We start from the raw sequence: 19,241 nt of genomic DNA, 5'->3' as shown, positions 1-19,241 counted from the left end.
GCATCCCGCAACCGCGCTGTTTTCGTCACGTCCAGTCACTTTTGTGAAACGCGTTGATGGAATTGGTGATCCTTCGCCACATTTCTGCCTTTTTTTATCCGCGCTCATGCCCCAATGTCCGACGAGTTTACCGGCGTTGCCTGAGACGGTTCGGTCCGGCACCGGCTCGTAAACCCCAAGCCCCCCGCCCACGGGTCTGCGTCGGATCGAACCAACCTCGGTTTTCCCAAGGGAAAATCGGGTGCGACGATCCCAAAACTAAATGACCGACGTCAGAAGCAAGCTGACGTCGGTTTTTTATTGCTGAAACGACTTCACGCTACCGTGACGTCGTCATCCACGGGCGGAGCGGAAGCGAAGCGGACGCGCAGACCCGAGGATCCATGCCGTGACGTTTGTCGAGGCATGCTGCTTGTCAGAGTGGTCATTTGTCTCAAACGGGACAGCTTAAGAGCGCGACCCTCGATTCTGGGCTTTCGTGCGCACGATGTCACGGCATGGATCCTGGGGTCTTCGCGACGGAGCTTCGCTCCTGCTCCGCCCCAGGATGACGAAGGCAGGGTCGTTTCGGCGATTCTGCTACGGCTTGTGAATGAACGCAGCGCCGAGGATCGGCCCGGGCATGCCGTCTTTGCCGACCGATTGTAGCAGCACCGCGCAGCCGGCCTTCTTGGAGATCTCGCTCATCGGCAATTCGTAGCGCTGCGCCTTGCCGTGCCACATGCCGGCGGTCTGGATGCCGGAGACGGCGTTCCAGTAGGTCATGCTGCGACCGCTGTTTTCGCCCTTGCCGATGTCGATCGTCTGCGGCGGGTCGAAATAGACGATGACGACATGGGCGTCGCGGGGACCGCTGCCGGCGTCGCCGGCGTCGATCATGACGCGGTCGCTGGTCTGGCTGACCTTGATGCCGACGCGCATGCCTTCGCCGGCTCGTTCCATGCGGGCCAGCGCGCCATCGACTTCTTTGCGGCTGGCGCCGTTGACGTGGCTGCGGCCGTTGATGACGGCTTGCGGCGTGTAGACCGAACGGTTGCCGAAGGCGCGCATATAGTCATATTGGCGCTCGGTGTTCTCCTTGCGGCTCAGCGTGTCCTGCCAGCCAAGATAGTCCCAGTAGTTGACGTGATAGGCGAGCGCGACGATGTCTTCCTTGGCGGCAAGCTCGGCAAAGAACGCGTCGGCCGGCGGGCAGGAACTGCAGCCCTGGCTGGTGAAAAGCTCGACCACGCCTAAGGGCCTGTCGGTCTGAGATTTGCCGGTTTCGGCGGCAAGCCCGGTGCCGGCGAGCGCCGAAAGGGCCAGCGCTAGAGCCGCAAGCCGCAATGGTCTGTTGAAGGCCATGGTCGTTCCGATTTCCCGCCGGTGCTGCCGGCCTTGTTCTGGTTGCTGAAATATGTGGCAGAAGCCACAGTCAACGGGAAGTCACGTTGCGGTGAAATTTTGCCGTTGCAGGTGACCGGCACACGGCATGAGGGCCGAATGCAGACAAGAAAAAACCGCCGGAGCCTTGGCTCCGGCGGTTTTCTGGTTCAGCTCGACCGTCTGTTGGGCTTAAGCCGCCAAGTCACGCAGCACATATTGCAAGATGCCGCCGTTCTTGAAGTAGTCGAGCTCGTCCAGCGTATCGATGCGGCAGATGATCGGCACGTTCTTCACCGTGCCGTCGCCATAGGTCACCTTGGCGGTCATCGTCTGCCGAGGCTTGATGGCGCTCAGGCCGTCGATCTCGACGATCTCGTCACCTTTGAGATTGAGCGTGGCCCATGACGTGCCCTCCTCGAAGACGAAGGGGATGACGCCCATGCCGACCAGGTTCGAACGGTGAATGCGCTCGAAGGACTGGGCGATGACGGCGCGGACACCAAGGAGATTCGTTCCTTTGGCCGCCCAGTCGCGCGACGAGCCGTTGCCGTATTCGACACCGGCGAAGATGACCAGCGGCACGCCTTCCTTCTTGTACTCCATGGCGGCGTCGTAGATCGATGTCTCTTCCTTGCTGGGGTAGTGGATGGTGTAGCCGCCTTCGCGGCCGTTCTCGCCCAGCATGTGGTTGCGGATGCGGATGTTGGCGAAGGTGCCGCGCATCATCACCTCATGGTTGCCGCGCCGCGTGCCGTACTGGTTGAAGTCGGCCACGCCGACGCCGTGGTCGGTGAGGTATTTGCCGGCCGGCGACGCCGCCTTGATCGAACCCGCCGGCGAGATGTGGTCGGTGGTGATCTTGTCGCCGAACAGGCCAAGCACGCGCGCGCCCTTGATGTCGCCGATCTTGCCGAAGCCGGCGGTCATGCCGGCGAAATAGGGCGGGTTCTGCACATAGGTGGAGTTGTCGTCCCAGGCATAGGTCTGGCCTTCCGGCGCCTTGACGTTCTGCCAGTACTCGTCGCCCTTGAAGACGTCGGCATATTTGCGGGCGAACAGCTCGCGCGTGACGTTCTTCTCTATAAACTCCTGGATCTCGGCCGAGCTCGGCCAGATATCCTTCAAGTAGACCGGGTTGCCGTTCCTGTCCTCGCCGAGCGGCTCGGTGGTCAGGTCTTTCGTCACGGTGCCGGCCAGCGCGTGGGCGACGACCAGCGGCGGCGAGGCGAGATAGTTGGCCTGTACATCAGGTGAAACGCGGCCTTCGAAATTGCGATTTCCCGACAAGACCGCGGCAGCAATCAAGCCTTTATCGTTGATGGTCTTTGAGATCGGCGCCGGCAACGGGCCGGAATTGCCGATGCAGGTGGTGCAGCCGAAGCCGACCAGGTTGAAGCCGATCTGGTCGAGTTCCTTCTGCAGGCCGGATTTCTCCAGATATTCGGCGACCACCTGGCTGCCCGGGGCCAGCGAGGTTTTCACCCACGGCTTTTGCTTGAGGCCGAGCCGGTTGGCGTTGCGGGCCAGAAGGCCGGCGCCGATCAGCACGCTCGGGTTCGAGGTGTTGGTGCAGGAGGTGATGGCGGCGATGACGACGTCGCCATGGCCAAGATCGTGGTCGGTGCCTTCGACGGCGTAGCGCTTGTGGATCTCGGCGGCCTTCTTGTATTCGGTCTCCATCGCCTTGGCGAAGCCTTCCGGAATGCCTTCCAGGGCGACGCGGCCCTCGGGACGCTTGGGGCCGGCCATCGACGGCACGACGCTGCCGAGTTCGAGCTCGAGCAGGTCGGTGAACACAGGGTCGGCCGAGCCGGTGTCGCGCCACAGACCCTGCGCCTTGGCATAGGCCTCGACCAGAGCGATGCGGCTTTCCTCGCGGCCCGACATTGTGAGGTAGCGGATGGTTTCGCCGTCGACCGGGAAGAAACCGCAAGTGGCGCCATATTCGGGCGCCATGTTGCCGATGGTGGCGCGGTCGGCCAGCGTCATGTTGGAGAGGCCAGGGCCGAAGAACTCGACGAACTTGCCGACGACGCCCTTCTTGCGCAGCATCTGGGTGACGGTGAGCACCAGGTCGGTGGCGGTGACGCCTTCCTTGAGCTTGCCGGTGAGGCGGAAGCCGATGACTTCGGGCAACAGCATGGAAACCGGCTGGCCTAGCATGGCGGCCTCGGCCTCGATGCCGCCGACGCCCCAGCCGAGCACGCCAAGGCCGTTGATCATGGTGGTGTGCGAATCGGTGCCGACGCAGGTGTCGGGATAGGCGGTGGTTTCGCCGTCCTCGGTGTTGGTCCACACCACCTGTCCCAAATATTCGAGATTGACCTGGTGGCAGATGCCGGTGCCGGGCGGCACGACGCGGAAATTGCGGAACGCCTGCTGGCCCCATTTGAGGAACTTGTAGCGCTCCTCGTTGCGCTCATATTCGAGCTCGACATTGCGGGCGAAGGCCATCGGCGTGCCGAACTCGTCGACGATGACCGAGTGGTCGATGACCAGATCGACCGGCACCAGCGGATTGATCTTTTGCGGGTCGCCGCCGAGCGAGGCCATGGCATCGCGCATGGCGGCCAGGTCGACCACGGCGGGAACGCCGGTGAAATCCTGCATCAGCACGCGCGCCGGACGATAGGCGATCTCGACGCCGGCGGTGCCCTTGTCGGTCAGCCAGCCAGCCACCGCCTGGATCGATTCCTTGGTGACGGAGCGGCCGTCCTCGTTGCGCAGCAGGTTCTCCAGCAGCACCTTCATCGAATAGGGCAGCTGGGCGATGCCGGTGAGGCCGTTCTTCTCGGCCTCTATGAGGTCGTAATAGATATAGTCTGTACCGCTCACGGTCAGCGTGCGGCGGCAGTTGAAACTATCGAGGGATTTTGACACGTGCGGTCCGTCCTTGTCTGTTCAGCCTGAAAGGGAACGGACGCCGATGGCATGCAATCACGCGCAAAGGTGCGGGTACGGCCATTTCCGCTGTCCGTTCCCAGCCAACCCGAGCCGTTCAAGGCGGCGCGTGCGCTGGTTCGGCGCAAATTCCTGTTCCCGTGCCGACCGCTGGCACGGATGACCCGGATATAGAGAATTTTCTGGAATAGTTCTAGACACGGATTGGCCATTTTTGCTGCGGCGCACCGAAGCCGCTCCTAGACTTTAGCCGAAGGGGAACGAATGCGGCTGCTTGCCGAAAATCTGGGCGGTGAACGCGGCGGCGAGACGGTGTTTTCCGGCATCCACTTCGCACTTGCTCAAGGTCAGGCGCTGATCGTCACCGGGCCGAACGGTTCTGGCAAATCGACGCTGCTGCGGGTCGTCGCCGGGCTGCTGCCGGTGGCGGAAGGCCGCGTGTCGATCGAGGGCGGTGGTGAGGACTTTCCGACGGTCGCGGCGGTCTGCCATTATCTCGGCCACCTCAACGCGATGAAGACGGCGCTGAGCGTGACGGAAAACCTGCGCTTCTGGCGGGATTTTTCGGGTGCGGGTGTGGCGAGCGTCGAAGAGGCGCTGGAAACCGTCGGGCTTGGCGGCATCGGCCATCTGCCGTTCGGCTATCTCTCGACCGGGCAACGGCGGCGGGCGGCAATCGCGAAATTGCTGGTCAGTCATCGGCCGCTGTGGCTGCTCGACGAGCCGACGGCGGGGCTGGACAAGGCTTCGGAGGCGCGGTTTGCCGCGCTGATGACGAAGCATTGTGAAGAGGGCGGGATGATTGTCGCGGCAACGCATCTGCCGCTGGGGATCGAGGGGGCGAAAGAGTTGGTGATGGGCTTACCCTCCCCCTTGTGGGGAGGGTCGATCCGCGAAGCGGAGCGGGGTGGGGGTCTCTTATGATTACCGCCGCTCCCCCACCCCGGCGCTACGCGCCGACCCTCCCCACAAGGGGGAGGGTGAAGTGCTAGCCCTCTTCCTGCGCGAGATCCGCCTCAACATCCGCGCCGGTGGCGGGGCGCTGACTGGCGTCATCTTCTTCCTCGCAGTCATCGCCACCATCCCTTTCGGCGTCGGGCCGGACCTGAAGCTGCTCGCCCGTATCGGCCCGGCGATCCTGTGGATCGGCGCGCTGCTCTCTTGCCTGCTCGGCCTCGATCGCTTGTTCCAGGCCGACCGCGAAGACGGCTCGCTCGATCTCTTGGTGCTCGGCAACGACCGCCACATGCTGGCGCTGACCGTGCTGACGAAATGCCTGGCGCATTGGGCCGGGAGCGTGCTGCCGCTGGTCATCGCCGCGCCCTTGCTCGGCCTGTTCATGAACATGGAGCCGGTCAGCATCGGCGCCACGGCGCTCACGCTTCTCGTCGGCACACCGGCCATCACTTTCATTGGTGCCGCCGGTGCGGCGGTGGCCGTCGCGCTGCCGCGCGGTGGGCTGCTGATCTCGGTGCTGGTGCTGCCGCTGACCATTCCAGTGCTGATCTTTGGTGTCGCGGCCAGCTATGGGGCGGTGGCGGATCCCGACCCGTTCCTGCAGCCCTTCCTCATTCTTGCCGCGCTGACCTTGTTTCTTGCCGTGCTGGGGCCGGTGGCGGCGGCGCTGGCATTGCGGCATGGAACGGATTGAAGGCTGCGGCGCGGCGGCCAATTGCGAAGCCGCTGGCGCGAGGCTAAGGAAAAGCATGATCGAAAAAGGCGAAACGGTCGGATTGGAAGGCTGCGCGCTGGCGGAGCGAGCCGCATGAGCGCGCATGCGCTGTATGTGACGGCCGCCTATGCCATCACGGCCGTGGTTCTGGCCGGGCTGATCGGCTGGATCCTCATCGACCAGCGCGGGCGCAAGCGCGATCTTGCTGAACTGGAAGCCGCCGGCGTGCGGCGACGCTCCGACAAGGCCGCCAAGCCATGAGCATGGACAACGAAACGCCGGTACGTGGCCGCCGCCTGATCGTGCTGTTGCCGCTGTTGATTTTCCTCGGGCTGGCCGGGCTGTTCCTGGCGCAGCTTTTGTCGGGACGCGATGTTTCGGAGGTGCCGTCGGCGCTGATCGGCCTGCCGGCGCCGCAGACCAGCCTGCCGGCGTTGGAAGGAATCAATCTGCCGGGGCTGGAGTCAAAATCGTTTGCCGGCAAGGTGACGCTGGTCAACGTCTTCGCGTCATGGTGCGCGCCGTGCCGGGAAGAACATCCGGTGCTGCTGGCGCTGTCGCAGGACAAGCGCTTTGTCATGGCGGCGCTGAACTACAAGGACCAGCCGGAAAACGCGCGCCGGTTCCTCGGTGAAGTCGGCAATCCGTACCAGGCGATCGGTGTCGACGCGGCGGGCCGCACCGCGATCGACTGGGGTGTTTACGGCGTGCCGGAGACCTTCGTCATCGGCAAGGACGGCAAGATTGCCTACAAGCATGTCGGCCCGTTGACGCCGGAGTCGGCGAGAGATCTCTTGCTGCCACAGATAGAAAAGGCGCTGGCGGTGCCGAACTGACGGCGCTCACTCGCCTTCGTCATCCTAGGGCGAAGCAAGGAGCGAAGCGACGCGGCGCAGACCCTAGGATCCATGCCGCGACCTTTGCCGAAGGATGCGACCGTCCAGAATAGGCGCCTTCAACGTGCCAAATCACGGATCATCGCAGAACAAGTGTTCTGCACCGCTGCGGTGCTCGAAAGTCACGGCATGGATCCTTGGGTCTTCGCTCCGCTTCGCGTCGCTACGCCCAAGGATGACGAACGTGATAGGTCGGCCGAATACTCAGCCGTAGATCTGCTTGTGGACCTGATAGAGCATTTCCGAGCGGTCGGCGCGCATGTCGGCGAGGTCGCGGCTGGAGAAGCTGTCGATTTCCGCAACGAGACGGTTGTAGTGCTTGCGCTTGGCAATGCTGGCACGAGCGCGGGTCATAAGGCTGTCGATGATCATAGCAAGGTTCCTTTTCAGCGCCGCATTGCTGCGGCAGTTATTCCTCCCTTGATCGATACGAACCATGACATAGTTACGCTGCGTTGCAAAAAGAAGATGTTGCAATGCACCATTGCACTGGGCGCATAGCCGGTTAATGCGGCGCTAACGTCCAAGCGCAGGCAATAGGCCGGCAAGCCATCTGTCCTGGCCGCCCTTTTTGCATGACACTGTGCGGACGCACATTGCCTTCTGTTTCACGGGCTGGCTTGATCCCTCGCGTTGTGTAGTGCCCGGAGGAAAGCATGGCGGCCGCAGACTATTACGAAATTCTCGATCCGCGTTTCGCGCGGCTGTTCAATTCCAACGCGCAAGTGGAAAAGCTGTTCACGGGATGCCAGTGGGCGGAAGGGCCGGCGTGGTTCGCCGCCGGGCGCTATGTCGTCTGGTCCGACATCCCCAACAATCGCATGCTGCGCTACGACGAGACCGACGGCAATGTCAGCGTCTTTCGTCAGCCGTCCGGCAATTCCAACGGCAACACCGTCGACCGGCAGGGCCGGCTGGTCTCCTGCGAGCATTCGGGCCGCCGCGTCAGCCGCACCGAGTTTGATGGCTCGGTCACCACAATCGCCACGAAATGGAAGGGCAAAAGGCTGAACTCGCCGAACGACGCGGTGGTGAAATCCGACGGCTCGATCTGGTTCACCGATCCGAGCTACGGCATCGACACCGACTACGAGGGCGACAAGGCCGAGAGCGAGATCGGCGCCTGCCATGTCTACCGCGTCGACCCCGACAGCGGCGAGGTCGAAGCCGTCATCACCGACATGGTCAGGCCCAACGGGCTCGCCTTCTCGCTCGACGAGAGCAAGCTCTATGTCGTCGACACAGGCCGCACGCATGGCGCCAAGAACCCGGCCCATATGCGGGTGTTCAATGTCGGCAAGGGCGGCAAGAAAGTGTCGGGCGACAAGGTCTTTGCCGACTGCACCGCCGGCCTGTTCGACGGCTTTCGCCTCGATGCGGACGGGCGCATCTGGACCAGTGCGGCCGACGGCATCCATTGCTACGACCCCGACGGGACGCTGATCGGCAAGGTCAAGGTGCCGGAAGTCGTCGCCAACTGCGTGTTCGGCGGCAACAAGCTGAACTGCCTGTACATCGCCGGCACCACCTCACTCTATATGGTGCGGTTGATGGTCAACGGCGCCAAGACCTACTGAGCTGCCGTCAACAAAATCGAAGGGGAGGACATCATGCCATTCGTCAACATCCGTATCGTCAAGGAGGTGATTGCCGCCGACCCGACCGGCAAGAAGGCGGACATCGCCAAAAAGGTAACGGCGGCCATCATGGACGCCACCGGACTGGGCAATGACGATGTGTGGGTGGTGTTCGAGGAGGTCAACGCCCGTGACTGGTATGTCGGCAAGACGGATGTCGAGACGCTGCGGAGCAAGAAGTAGGCTGCCAATCGCTGACGTTGGAGATTGGCCGAAGCCTCTCTCCTTCGTCATCCTAGGGTCTGCGCCGCGTCGCTTCGCTCCTTGCTTCGCCCAAGGATGACGAAGGCGTGGTGGGTCGTCGTCCTCAACGCGCGCGGATAAACTCTGCGAACGCCGACAGCGCGTCGCGCATCGCCTGCACGTTCATCGGCTCCGCTAGGATAGCCTCCACCTCCGGCGGCTTCTTGCCGAGCAAAGCGATTTCGCACACCGCTTCCTCGTAGAGCGCAAACGACATCGTCCGCATGATCTCGGCGAGCGCCGTGCGGGCAAACAGCGAGCGTGGCGAGGCGTGCGCCAGCATAGCCGGCTTGGCGACGGCGGCGTCGCGCGACACCAGCCAGTCGAGTGCATTCTTCAGGCCACCTGGCACGCCATGGGCGTATTCCGGGCAGGAGATGATGACGCCGTCGGCGCGGGTGACGGCGTCGATCAGCCGGGAAGCCTCCTGCGGCGTCCGCTCACCTTCGTCGTCGGGGTTGAAGATCGGCAAGCGGCCAAGCCCGTCATAGACGCTGACGCGGCAGCCGGACGGTGCGTTTTGCGCCAGCGCCGCGATCAGCGCCGAATTGGTGGAGGCGGCGCGCAGGCTGCCAGAAAGGGCGAAGATTTCGATCAAGGGAGGCGAGCCGTATGCGAGCGAATCGTGTCCGGAAAACCTACCACATCGTCTGCTTGTATTCCTCGTCGAGCCGGCGGTCGGTCGCCTCTGCCGAATCGGCAACCGCCAGCTGGTCGCGCAGGATCTGGCCTAGCGTCGGCAGCGTCGCGCGGTCATGCCAAGTCTCCGGCTTCCACAGATCCGAGCGCATAAAAGCCTTGGCGCAATGCATGTAGGCAGCTTTGACCGTCACCACGACGATGCTCTGCGGCTCCTTCCCGTCGACCGCCAGCCGCTCGCGCAAACCGGCATCGACGGTGATGCGGGCGTCGCCGTTGACGCGCAGCGTCTCGTTCATACCCGGGATGAGAAAGAGCAGCCCGACCGAAGGGTTGAGAAGGATGTTCTCCAGCGTGTCGAGCCGGTTGTTTCCTGGGCGGTCGGGGATGGCGATGGTGTTGTCGTCGAGCACCGCGGCGAAACCGGGCCTGTCGCCCTTGGGCGTCACGTCGGCATTGCCGGCGCCGTCGGACGAGCCGATCAGCACGAACGGGCTCTTGCCGATGAAGGAACGGCAGTGGCCGTCGAGCGCCTTCAGTTCCTTGCGGATGGAGCCGTCGGTCGGCCGCGGCGTCTTGTAGATCGTCCTCAGCTGGTCGCGCGAAGTGACAAACTCCATAGCCGCATCTCCCTACTTGCCGGCCTCTCCGGTCTTGTCCTCCAGCGAATGGCGCAGGATCAGCGGCATCTGGCTGAAGGTGAACAGAAGCGTGATCGGCATGATGCCCCAGACCTTGAAGGTAACCCAGGCGTCGGTGGAAAAATTCCGCCAGACCACTTCGTTGACGAGTGCCAGGAACAGGAAGAACAGCCCCCAGCGGAAGGTGAGTTTGCGCCAGCCTTCGGCATCGAGGCTGAAGGCGGAATCGAAGACGTAGCCGAGCAGCGACTTGCCGAAGAACAGGCCGCCGAGCAGCGCGCCGCCGAACAGCGTGTTGACGATGGTCGGCTTCATCTTGATGAAGATGTCGTCCTGCAGATAGAGCGTCAGCGCACCGAAGATGAGGACGACGACGCCCGACACCATCGGCATGATAGGCAAGGTGCGCAACAGCAGCCAGGAGGCGATCAAGGCGATCGCGGTGGCGGCCATGAACAGGCCGGTGGCGACGAAGATCGGTCCGCCGAGTTCGGCCAAAACAGGGAATTTCTGCACCAGCCAGGCGCCGCGCGCATTGGCGAAGAAGAACACCATCAACGGGCCGAGTTCCAGCACCAGCTTGAGCAGCGGGTTGACGCTCTCCTTCTTCTTCTGCGGGTCGGACGGGTCGCGTTCGAGGATGGGCGGGTTCATGATTTCCTTCTGACGCATGATCTTGTCCAAAAAGCCTGCAGCTCCTGGAGATCGTGCCTGCTATGCTACGCCCGCGATCGCCCTGGCGAATTCGCTGGCTGAAAAGGGTTCGAGGTCGTCGACCTGTTCGCCGACGCCGATGAAATAGACCGGCAATTTGTGCTTTGCCGCGATCGCCACCAGAATACCGCCACGTGCCGTGCCGTCCAGCTTGGTCATCACCAGGCCGTTGACGCCGGCAATGTTGCGGAAGATCTCGACCTGGTTCAGCGCATTCTGGCCGGTGGTGGCGTCGACCGTCTGCAGCACCGTGTGCGGCGCTTCCGGATCGAGCTTGCCCAGCACGCGGACGATCTTTTCGAGTTCCGCCATCAATTCGGTCTTGTTTTGCAGCCGGCCGGCAGTGTCGATGATCAGCACGTCGGAGCCGGCCTCCTTGGCCCGCTCGAAGGCGTCATAGGCAAGGCCTGCGGCATCGGCGCCGATCTTGGAGGCGATGACCGGCGATTTCGTGCGCTCGCCCCAGATCTTCAGCTGTTCGATGGCGGCGGCGCGAAACGTGTCGCCGGCGGCAAGCATCACCGACAGGCCGCCATCGGTTAGCTTGGCTGCCAGCTTGCCGATGGTGGTGGTTTTTCCGGTGCCGTTGACGCCGACAACCAGAATGACATGCGGCTTGTGGCTGAGGTCGAGCTCCAGCGGCATGGCGACGTGGGTGAGCACCTTCTCTACCTCGGTCGCCATGATGGCGCGGACTTCGGCGTCGGAGACGTCCTTGCCGTAGCGGCTGGCAGCCAGCGCATCGGTGACGCGCAGGGCGGTTTCCATGCCAAGGTCGGCGCGGATCAGCACGTCTTCCAGATCCTGCAGCGTCTCTTCATCCAGCTTGCGCTTGGTGAAGACGCCGGCAATGTTGCCGGTCAGCTCCTTGGAAGAACGGGCAAGCCCGTCCTTCATGCGCTGGAACCATGAGCGTCTCGGTGCCGGTTCCGGTGCCTTCTGCGGTTCGGCCTTCTGCTCGACCTTCTTGGTGACGGTCACCTTGCCGACGGACGGCGCAGGCTTTGGTTCGGGAGCAGGTTGCGGCACCAGTAGCGGGGCGGGCGCTGGCTTTACCTCCCCCTCGATGGGGGAGGTCCCGAGCGCAGCTCGGGGGTGACTGGCGCCGGCGCTGTCACCCCACCCCGCCGCTTCGCGTCGACCCTCCCCATCAAGGGGAGGGTGGGGCGCTGGCGCGGCCACCGCCGTTGGCTGCGTGGAAGGCGAGGCCGGTTGTGGCACCTCGATCGGCGCCGGCGCTTCGGCCGGCACCTCGGCAGGTGTTGGCACTTCGACAGGTGCTGGCTCCGGCTGCTTCGGCTCGGGCTGCGGAATTTCCTGCGGTTCGGGTTCAGGCTCCGGCACCACAGGCGCGACCGGGATTTCCACCGGAGCCGGCTCCTCAGCAGGTGCTTCCGGCGGCTGCGGTTCCTCGGCCGGAGCAGGCTCCGGCTGGATCTCCGGCTCCAATGGAATGGACGGGGTCGGTTCGGGCGAGGGCTCCGGAACGGCAGGCGGTGCAGGAATTTCGGGTGTCGGCGACTCGGGAGCCGGCTCCTCTACAGGCTCAGGCTCCGGCAGAGGTTCTGGCCCGGACGGAACGGTCGGCTCCGGCGCAGGCGGGATGGTCGGCTCTGGCCTCGGCTCCTCGTGCTCCGGCTGGGGCGCCAGCGCGACCTCCGCCTCAGCCTCGTCGCGCTTCAAATATTCCGGCAGCGCCTGTTCAGCCGCCGGCTTCAGCGCGTCAAGCGCTTCCCATTTGATCGGCGGCTGCGGCGCGGTCTCGTCGACCCGCTCCTCGACCACTTCCTTCTTGCCGAACGAAAATATCTTCTTGAAAAAACCAGCCATGCTTTGCGTTTCTCAGGCGGCGCGGGCGCTAAGCGGCGCGGCGATCAGGCGGGCGCCGTCATGGCCGGAAATATAGGCCTCGACGATGTCGCCCGGCGAGCCCGTGGGGACAGCGGCCAATGTGAAGCCTTCGGTGCGGCCGAGGCCGTCGCGCTCGACCAGGATCGACTGGCGGGTCCCGGCAAGCGAAGTGAGATGGCGGCGATAGGCGGCCTCTCCGGCGGCGCGCAGCCTAGCGGCGCGCTGCTTGACCACCTCGCGCCGCAGCTGCGGCATGCGCGCTGCGGGCGTGCCTTCGCGGGGGCTGAACGGGAAGACGTGGAGATGCGTCAGACCGCATTCCTCGACGATCTTTTCCGAGTTTTCGAACATGGCGTCGGTTTCGGTCGGGAAGCCGGCGATGATGTCGGCGCCAAAGACGATTGCAGGGCGCAATTTGCGCACATCCTCGCAGAAGCGGATCGACTGATCGCGCAGATGCCGGCGCTTCATGCGCTTCAGGATCATGTCGTCGCCAGACTGCAGCGACAGATGCAGATGTGGCATCAGCCGCTTCTCGGTGGCGATAGCGTCGAGCAGATCGTCGTCGGCCTCGATCGAATCGATGGAGGAGAGCCGCAGGCGCTTCACGTCCGGCACCTGCTTCAAAATGGTTTTCACCAGCCTGCCGAGTTTTGGCGCACCCGGCAGGTCAGCGCCAAAACTTGTCATGTCGACGCCGGTCAGCACGATCTCGGCATAGCCATTGCCGCTCAAACGCTTGACCTGCTCGACAACGGCGCCCATCGGCACCGAGCGCGAATTGCCGCGGCCATAGGGAATGATGCAGAAGGTGCAGCGGTGATCGCAGCCATTCTGCACCTGGACGAAGGCGCGTGCCCTGCCCTCGATGGCGTCAACCATGTGGCCAGCGGTCTCACGCACGGAAAAGATGTCGTTGACGCGGGCCTTTTCGGTGTCGTTGACGCCGAAATCCGGCAGCGCGCGATAGGAATGCGCCTTCAGCTTCTCCTCATTGCCAAGCACGAGATCGACCTCGTCCATGGCGACGAAATTGTCAGGCTCGGTCTGCGCGGCGCAGCCGGTGACGATGATGCGCGCCCCAGGGTTTTCGCGGCGGGCTTTGCGGATCGACTGCTTGGCCTGGCGCACGGCTTCTGATGTGACGGCGCAGGTGTTGAAGATGATGGCGCCGCCTTCGAGCGCGCCGAGGCCGGCGCTTTCCGCTTCGCGCCGCATCACTTCGGATTCATAGGTGTTCAGCCGGCAGCCGAAGGTAACGACATCAATACCCTTGGGACCCATGGAGAGGGGTGCCATCAGGCGGCGCTTTCGGTGTCGCGGGCCCAGAGGCCGGTCGACGGGTCGAAACTGCCGGAAAATTCCCATTCGGCGGCACCGGTGAGGATGACATGATCGTCGTCGCGCCATTCGACATGCAGCGAGCCGCCGCCGGGGGTCATCAATGTGACGCTGCGGCCGGTGCGCCTGGTGCGGGCCGCGGCAACCACCGAGGCGCAAGCGGCCGAGCCGCAGGCCTTGGTCAGGCCGGCGCCGCGTTCCCAGGTGCGGATGATCATCGTGTCGGGCGAGGTCACCTGCGCCAGCGTAATGTTGGCGCGCTCGGGGAACATCGGGTGGTTCTCGAGCAGCGGGCCGAAACGGTCGAGCTCATAGGACCAGACGTCCTGGTCGACCCAGAAGATGGCGTGCGGGTTGCCCATCGACACCACCGAGGGCGAATGCAGCACCGGCGCGTCGATCGGGCCGATCTGCAGCTCGATCATGCGGGTGTCGCGGAATTCCTCAGCCAGCGGGATATCCTGCCAGCCGAAGCGTGGCATGCCCATGTCGACCGAGATCGTACCATCGGTATGCTCTATGGCGTTGAGGATGCCGGCACGGGTCTCGAAGGTGAAAGTCTTCTGGCCGGTCTCGGCGGCGAGCGCCTGGACGACGCAGCGCATGCCGTTGCCGCAGGCCTGCGCCCCGGAGCCGTCGGAATTCAATATGTCGATGTAATAAGCGGTGCCCGCCGTCCTGGCGTCATGGATCGCCATGATCTGATCGAACTTGGTCGCTGCGTCGGCATTCAGCGCCACGGCAGCCGGCGCCGTCACGCGATCGGCACGGCCGCGCATGTCGGCAACGATGATCTCGTTGCCGATGCCGTTCATCTTGGCGAAAGGGGCAGCACTTGCCATGGGTCGAAAGGTCTCTTGCCGGTTTGGCGCCTATATGGCGGATACCGGCCGAAATTACCAGTCCGCGCTGCTCTTAGGTTATCGCAAAGACCCCGAGCACGATCAGCAGGAAGACGATCAGAACGATGCCGATCAGCACCCGGGCGCCGGTTGCGGCGGCTCCGGCCAGGGCCGGCATGCCGAGCAGGCTCGCCGCAGCCGCGACAATCAGCAGAATGATGATCCATTTGATCATGGGAAATGCCTCACAGCCCAGTTTGAAACTGTCGATAAACGCGGTTGCGAGGCCGGCGGTTCCCTTGGCTCTTGTCTAGCCGGCGATCTCGATATCGGTGGTGAAGGGCGCCGTCTTGCTCGAATTCTCATCGTGCATGACGAAATCGCACCGGTATTTGCCGGGCGGCAGGCCATCGAGGGAGAGGTCGAGTTTGAAGAACAGTTCGCGGTTGTGCGAGCGCGAAGCGACCTGAATGCGACCGACCTTCTCCATCGTGCCGAGAGTCTCGCCCGCCTCGGAAACAACGGTGATGTCGACGGAAAGCGCGATCAAGCTGTTGCCGAGGCCGTCCGAGCCGTAACCATAGCCAACAGGCTCCATGTACAGGATGATCTTCTCGCCAGGCTTGTAGATGTGGTTGGCGCGCTCGCTATAGATGCCAAAGCCGCTCGCCGTGTCGATCTGCCTGACATTCTGCACGCCAAGCGGCATCGCTTGCCACAGAGCGTCCTCGGCGCTGCGGAATTTTTCCAGCGCGCCGGCGCCGTCACCCGACTGCAGCGCCTTTTCGGCCTCTGTTGCGCGATCGCTGATTTCGCCTGCGAAAGCAGCCGGTGCCGAAATCACCAGCGCCATCAGAACTGCCAGGATTGATTTCATATGATTCCCCTACGCCGGTTGAGGGGGGACCATCAACGAAAACGGCAGTGCCGTAAACGGCCAAATGCAGACCTCAGCCGGGCTCGATCTCCGGCACGTCCCAGATCTCGCCCGGGCGCAAGGCGCGAAAGCGCTCTTGAGAAATCCCTTGATCGTCGAGCGCCTCGACCAGTTTCCTCACCGGCTCGTCGATCGGTTCGTCGGTCAGATGGAACGTGCCCCAGTGGCAGCCGGCGGCGTAGGCGGCGTTGCACAATGTCATGCCTTGCACCGCCTCCTCCGGGTTCTGGTGCTGCGGCGCCATGAACCAGCGCGGCTCATAGGCGCCGATCGGCAGGATGGCGAGGCGGAAGCCGCCATGTTTTTCGGCCATCAGCCGGTAGTTGGCGCCGCCATGAAAGCCGGTGTCGCCGGCGAAATAGACCTTTGCATTAGGCGTCTCGATGACAAAACCGGCCCACAGCGCCATGCGCCGGTCACGCGCGCCGCGTGCCGACCAGTGATGCACCGGCTCGACATGGATGGCGACGCCGTTGCCGAGATCGATGCGGTCGCCCCAGTCATGCGCCGACAGCCGCATGCCTGATATGGCATCGTCGATGATGGCGTCGTTGCCGAGCGGCGTCAGCAGCAGCGGGTCGTGTTTCGCCTGCAGCCGCTGCAGCGTGGTGAGGTCGAGATGGTCATAATGGTTGTGGCTGACCAGGACGAGGTCGATCGGCGGCAGCTGGGAAAAGGCGATGCCCGGCGCATTGACGCGCTTCGGCCCGGCAAAGGACAGCGGCGAGACGCGCGGCGACCAGACCGGATCGGTGAGGATGTTCAACCCGGCGGTCTGGATGAGCAGCGTGGAATGGCCGACCATGGTGAGCCGCAACTCGGAACCGGCGATCCGCTCCGCCGGTCTTGCCGGTTCAAACGGGCTCGGGTTGGCCGCCGGCCATTTCGAGCGCTCGCCGCTCAATTGCCATTTCAACAGATCGGAAAAACGGCCGGGCGGCTTGCCGTCGGGGTTGAAGAACAGAGTGCCGTCGAAATGATCGCTTGGCGGACCGCTGTAATAGCGGTTGGCGGCTTTCTTTCTGGCTGCCAATTTTTCGGCTCCGGCAGGTTTCAGTCTCAGCAAACATAGGGACGCGGGCCTTTGGCGCAATACCGGGCAGCGGCCAGACACCAGCAAGCCGGTATGCCCGGTAGTGGGTCAGTTTTGAAATTTCCCGCTCTTGAGGGGCGTTGGAGGTGCTCGGCAAGAGTGGCATACTCCCGGCATGACGAAACACCCCAAGCGTCGGCGCGATCCAACCCGGCAAAGCGCGAGTGCCAAGAGAAACGCATCTCCGCTCAGAGAACCTTTCGGGGCGGTCAGTTGTGCCTAGAGTCGTTCAGCAGATGGCGCTCACAGCGGAGCTTGTGGCTCGGGCCGCTCGCGTGGTTGAGGATGCGGGGCCGACTCCAGGCGCGGTCTACATGACCGATGAGGATTATGTCATCGCAATACATAACGTCCTGACGAACACGCCAGAGGGTGACATTTGGCTCTTTGGATATGGCTCCCTGCTCTGGAAACCTGCCTGTGAGTTCGTCGAAAGTCGCATAGCCACCGTTCAAGGGTGGCACCGGGCGTTCTGCTTTCGGGTGGCGCGATTTCGAGGGACGCGAGACCAGCCCGGATTGATGCTTGCTCTTGATCGGGGCGGCAGCTGCAAGGGTATGATTTTCAGGCTTCCTGCCGAACAGGTCGCGGCAAGCTTGGACACCTTGTTTCGGCGTGAATTGATGATCAAACCATCGGTAAATGTGCCCCGTTGGATGACGGCTGAGACTGTCGACGGTCCGATCCGGGCGCTCGGTTTCGTCGTAAACCGACAGAGTCCACATTATTCTGGCAAGGTGTCCCTTGATGCGGCAGCCGATGTTCTTGCGACGGCAGCAGGGCATTGGGGCTCTTGCGCAGAGTATCTAAGAGAGACGGTTTTTCGGCTGGAGGAACTGGGCATTCACGACCGATCCCTGTGGCGACTCCAGGCTCTTGTCGCAGAACGGCTCGCAGCCGGAATCAGCCTCGAAATTTCAAACTGACCCACTACCGAATGCCCAGCTTGCTGGTGTCTGTGGGGATTTTGTACGATGTTGTCGTGGCGGAGGGTTCACACCATGCGCTGGCTGGCTTTTCTTGCGGTCATCGGGATAGCGTCCGCGCCGTCGATGGCTGTTGCGCAGACGCAGCCCGACGGTGCCTGTATCCATGCGCCAACCATCCTGGACGCGAGCGATTTCCTGCTTGTTGAACCAGCGGTATTTCCGAATTTCTGGCGCGACCCTTTTGGCGATGACGCGGCGTATCTGAAAATCCGCTATGGCGGCCTCGCCTATGCCGAGGGTGCCGCGCTGCTGGCCGGTCTGGAAAAACGCAGCCATCCGCCGCTGCGGATTGGCGAACTCAGACTTGCCTATGCAACAACGCCTGAGCGGGCGGCGATGATTGCCGGCCTGCAGCCGCTGCGCAACGCGAAGTCGGTTGTGCCTCAGCTTGGCCAATCCGCCTTGCGTGCGCTCGTCACCGAGGACGGCGGCGACTGGCTGCTGGGCGAACTGGCGCGCTGGCGCGCTGCCGACGCCGACCAGTTCGACGCATCGAGGACTTCCGTGGGGCTTGCCCAGGTGCTGGCGGACCTTGACGATGAGGCCAAATCGCGCCTTGCCAAAAGAGCGGAAGATGCGGGCATCTGGCCCATGGCTCTGGAGATGCGGGCAGTCAAAGACGACCTCTCGGACTACGTCGCTTACCTCGACAGGCTTCCACCTGCGGTACGTCCCGACAAGAGTGGCCGCACAGGGTTTATCCGCAAAGCCCTGAACCTGGCCAATCTTCGCCCTTCCTTCGATATGTCCAAACAGCCAGCGGAGGTGCGGGCGCTCGACGGTCAAAACGATCTGGGCTCAGCCATCCGCTCGATCGGGCAGCTGATTGCCCATGTTCCTCAAACTGCGATCTTGCTGCCCCTCGTGAACCAGACCGGCAATTTGAGCCTCGGCACAGCGGTGGCTGGGGCGATCAACGCGCAGATTGCCGCAAAACATCTCGACCCGGTCAACTATCCCGATACGGTCACGGCAGCCATGCTCGACGGGATCGACTACGTTCTTGGCCGCCGCGACCGTGAGCACAATTTGAGCGACGCTCTGATCTCCGAAATACAGGGCGAAACGGCGGGGGAATTCATAGACAGGGCGTTAGCCCGGGTGATGTTGGCCTCCTTCATGCTCGACAATGGGGCCGAACCGCCACCTCGCCCGGGTCTGCTCGCAGCGACCTTCCCCTGGGAACAGTGGGTTGGATTGGCCGGCAAGCTGAAGACCGGCGAAGCCATCGCGCCGGAAGATCGCATCGTTGCTGCCGATCTCATGATCGCAGCCGACCGTCCCGCGGATGCGTTGGCCTTGCTGAAAACGGCCGGCGATTGGAAGACGGCAGTGCGGCGCTCTCATCAGCTGGCGCTTAGGCTGGACCGCCGATGCGCCGACCTGCTGCGGCCGCCAATGCCGGTTTCGCTGCCGCTGTACCGGTTCGAGCCGCGTTAGGGCACCTTTGGGTCACGTTCCGATGACAGACGGGCGCGCC

Annotated in this window: 20 protein-coding genes; 8 read left to right on the top strand and 12 right to left on the bottom strand. The window is 63.3% G+C overall.

The genetic code is table 11. The annotated features are described in order from the left end of the window. Positions 1–579 precede the first annotated feature (579 nt). Entirely contained in the window at positions 580–1,344 is a 765-nt protein-coding gene (locus tag AC1D0N_RS28335) for a DUF1223 domain-containing protein (RefSeq protein ID WP_477249526.1), read from the bottom strand. A gap of 210 nt (positions 1,345–1,554) precedes the next feature. Then, on the bottom strand, positions 1,555–4,245 hold the full coding sequence (gene acnA, locus AC1D0N_RS28330) for an aconitate hydratase AcnA (protein ID WP_477249524.1): 2,691 nt from the start codon (positions 4,243–4,245) through the stop codon (positions 1,555–1,557). A gap of 285 nt (positions 4,246–4,530) precedes the next feature. On the opposite strand from acnA, the gene ccmA reads away from it, so the two are divergent. From ccmA to AC1D0N_RS28310, 4 genes are all read left to right on the top strand, one after another. Then, positions 4,531–5,190 (top strand): heme ABC exporter ATP-binding protein CcmA, encoded by a 660-nt coding sequence (ccmA, locus tag AC1D0N_RS28325; protein ID WP_477249522.1) that lies wholly within the window; start codon positions 4,531–4,533, stop codon positions 5,188–5,190. A 61-nt stretch (positions 5,191–5,251) separates the two neighbouring features. Continuing rightward, positions 5,252–5,917 carry a heme exporter protein CcmB gene (gene ccmB / locus AC1D0N_RS28320; RefSeq protein WP_477249520.1) on the top strand — a complete coding sequence of 222 codons (666 nt, stop codon included), beginning with the start codon at positions 5,252–5,254 and terminating at the stop codon, positions 5,915–5,917. 114 nt (positions 5,918–6,031) lie between these two features. Next, entirely contained in the window at positions 6,032–6,199 is a 168-nt protein-coding gene (ccmD, locus tag AC1D0N_RS28315) for a heme exporter protein CcmD (RefSeq protein ID WP_477249518.1), read from the top strand. Further along, a complete protein-coding gene (locus tag AC1D0N_RS28310) occupies positions 6,196–6,774 on the top strand; it encodes a DsbE family thiol:disulfide interchange protein (RefSeq protein WP_477249516.1) in 579 nt (192 codons plus the stop codon). Before ccmD ends, AC1D0N_RS28310 begins: the two co-directional genes overlap by 4 nt. Positions 6,775–7,038: 264 nt before the next feature. Here AC1D0N_RS28310 and AC1D0N_RS28305 read toward each other — a convergent pair whose 3' ends face one another. Then, a complete protein-coding gene (locus AC1D0N_RS28305) occupies positions 7,039–7,206 on the bottom strand; it encodes a hypothetical protein (protein WP_477249514.1) in 168 nt (55 codons plus the stop codon). Between the two features lie 284 nt (positions 7,207–7,490). On the opposite strand from AC1D0N_RS28305, the gene AC1D0N_RS28300 reads away from it, so the two are divergent. Both AC1D0N_RS28300 and AC1D0N_RS28295 read left to right on the top strand, forming a co-directional pair. Beyond that, positions 7,491–8,411, top strand: coding sequence for an SMP-30/gluconolactonase/LRE family protein (locus AC1D0N_RS28300; protein ID WP_477249513.1), 921 nt, complete (start codon positions 7,491–7,493; stop codon positions 8,409–8,411). Positions 8,412–8,444: 33 nt separating this feature from the next. Further along, entirely contained in the window at positions 8,445–8,654 is a 210-nt protein-coding gene (locus AC1D0N_RS28295) for a tautomerase family protein (protein ID WP_477249512.1), read from the top strand. 124 nt (positions 8,655–8,778) lie between these two features. On the opposite strand, the gene AC1D0N_RS28290 is transcribed toward AC1D0N_RS28295, so the two are convergent. From AC1D0N_RS28290 to AC1D0N_RS28250, 9 genes are all read right to left on the bottom strand, one after another. Beyond that, positions 8,779–9,312: an NADPH-dependent FMN reductase gene (locus AC1D0N_RS28290; protein WP_477249511.1), complete on the bottom strand. Its 534-nt coding sequence runs from the start codon at positions 9,310–9,312 to the stop codon at positions 8,779–8,781. Between the two features lie 40 nt (positions 9,313–9,352). Then, on the bottom strand, positions 9,353–9,973 hold the full coding sequence (locus AC1D0N_RS28285) for a pyridoxamine 5'-phosphate oxidase family protein (RefSeq protein WP_477249509.1): 621 nt from the start codon (positions 9,971–9,973) through the stop codon (positions 9,353–9,355). Positions 9,974–9,985: 12 nt separating this feature from the next. After that, positions 9,986–10,648, bottom strand: coding sequence for a septation protein A (locus tag AC1D0N_RS28280; protein ID WP_477249585.1), 663 nt, complete (start codon positions 10,646–10,648; stop codon positions 9,986–9,988). Between the two features lie 60 nt (positions 10,649–10,708). Next, positions 10,709–12,538 (bottom strand): signal recognition particle-docking protein FtsY, encoded by a 1,830-nt coding sequence (gene ftsY / locus AC1D0N_RS28275; protein ID WP_477249508.1) that lies wholly within the window; start codon positions 12,536–12,538, stop codon positions 10,709–10,711. Between the two features lie 12 nt (positions 12,539–12,550). Further along, positions 12,551–13,858, bottom strand: a complete 1,308-nt coding sequence (gene mtaB, locus AC1D0N_RS28270) for a tRNA (N(6)-L-threonylcarbamoyladenosine(37)-C(2))-methylthiotransferase MtaB (protein WP_477249506.1) — start codon at positions 13,856–13,858, stop codon at positions 12,551–12,553. After that, positions 13,858–14,742 carry a diaminopimelate epimerase gene (gene dapF / locus AC1D0N_RS28265; protein ID WP_477249505.1) on the bottom strand — a complete coding sequence of 295 codons (885 nt, stop codon included), beginning with the start codon at positions 14,740–14,742 and terminating at the stop codon, positions 13,858–13,860. The genes mtaB and dapF overlap by 1 nt, the downstream gene beginning before the upstream one ends. 73 nt (positions 14,743–14,815) lie before the next feature. Continuing rightward, positions 14,816–14,977 carry a DUF1328 family protein gene (locus AC1D0N_RS28260; RefSeq protein WP_224669222.1) on the bottom strand — a complete coding sequence of 54 codons (162 nt, stop codon included), beginning with the start codon at positions 14,975–14,977 and terminating at the stop codon, positions 14,816–14,818. A 75-nt stretch (positions 14,978–15,052) separates the two neighbouring features. Next, the gene (locus AC1D0N_RS28255; protein ID WP_477249502.1) at positions 15,053–15,619 is read right to left on the bottom strand and encodes a hypothetical protein; all 567 of its coding nucleotides are present in this window, start codon (positions 15,617–15,619) and stop codon (positions 15,053–15,055) included. A gap of 73 nt (positions 15,620–15,692) precedes the next feature. Then, positions 15,693–16,712 (bottom strand): MBL fold metallo-hydrolase, encoded by a 1,020-nt coding sequence (locus tag AC1D0N_RS28250; RefSeq protein WP_477249501.1) that lies wholly within the window; start codon positions 16,710–16,712, stop codon positions 15,693–15,695. A 374-nt stretch (positions 16,713–17,086) separates the two neighbouring features. Here AC1D0N_RS28250 and AC1D0N_RS28245 point away from each other — a divergent pair, with 374 nt between their 5' ends. Both AC1D0N_RS28245 and AC1D0N_RS28240 read left to right on the top strand, forming a co-directional pair. Further along, positions 17,087–17,698 carry a gamma-glutamylcyclotransferase gene (locus tag AC1D0N_RS28245; protein ID WP_477249499.1) on the top strand — a complete coding sequence of 204 codons (612 nt, stop codon included), beginning with the start codon at positions 17,087–17,089 and terminating at the stop codon, positions 17,696–17,698. Positions 17,699–17,773: 75 nt separating this feature from the next. Continuing rightward, complete coding sequence (locus AC1D0N_RS28240) at positions 17,774–19,201, top strand: hypothetical protein (RefSeq protein ID WP_477249497.1); 1,428 nt, start codon at positions 17,774–17,776, stop codon at positions 19,199–19,201. Positions 19,202–19,241: the final 40 nt, after the last annotated feature.

It is taken from the genome of Mesorhizobium sp. P2_E10 (genome assembly GCF_056404235.1).
Note: the sequence above shows the minus strand (reverse complement) of the source record. Positions and strands in the feature narration are given on the sequence as shown.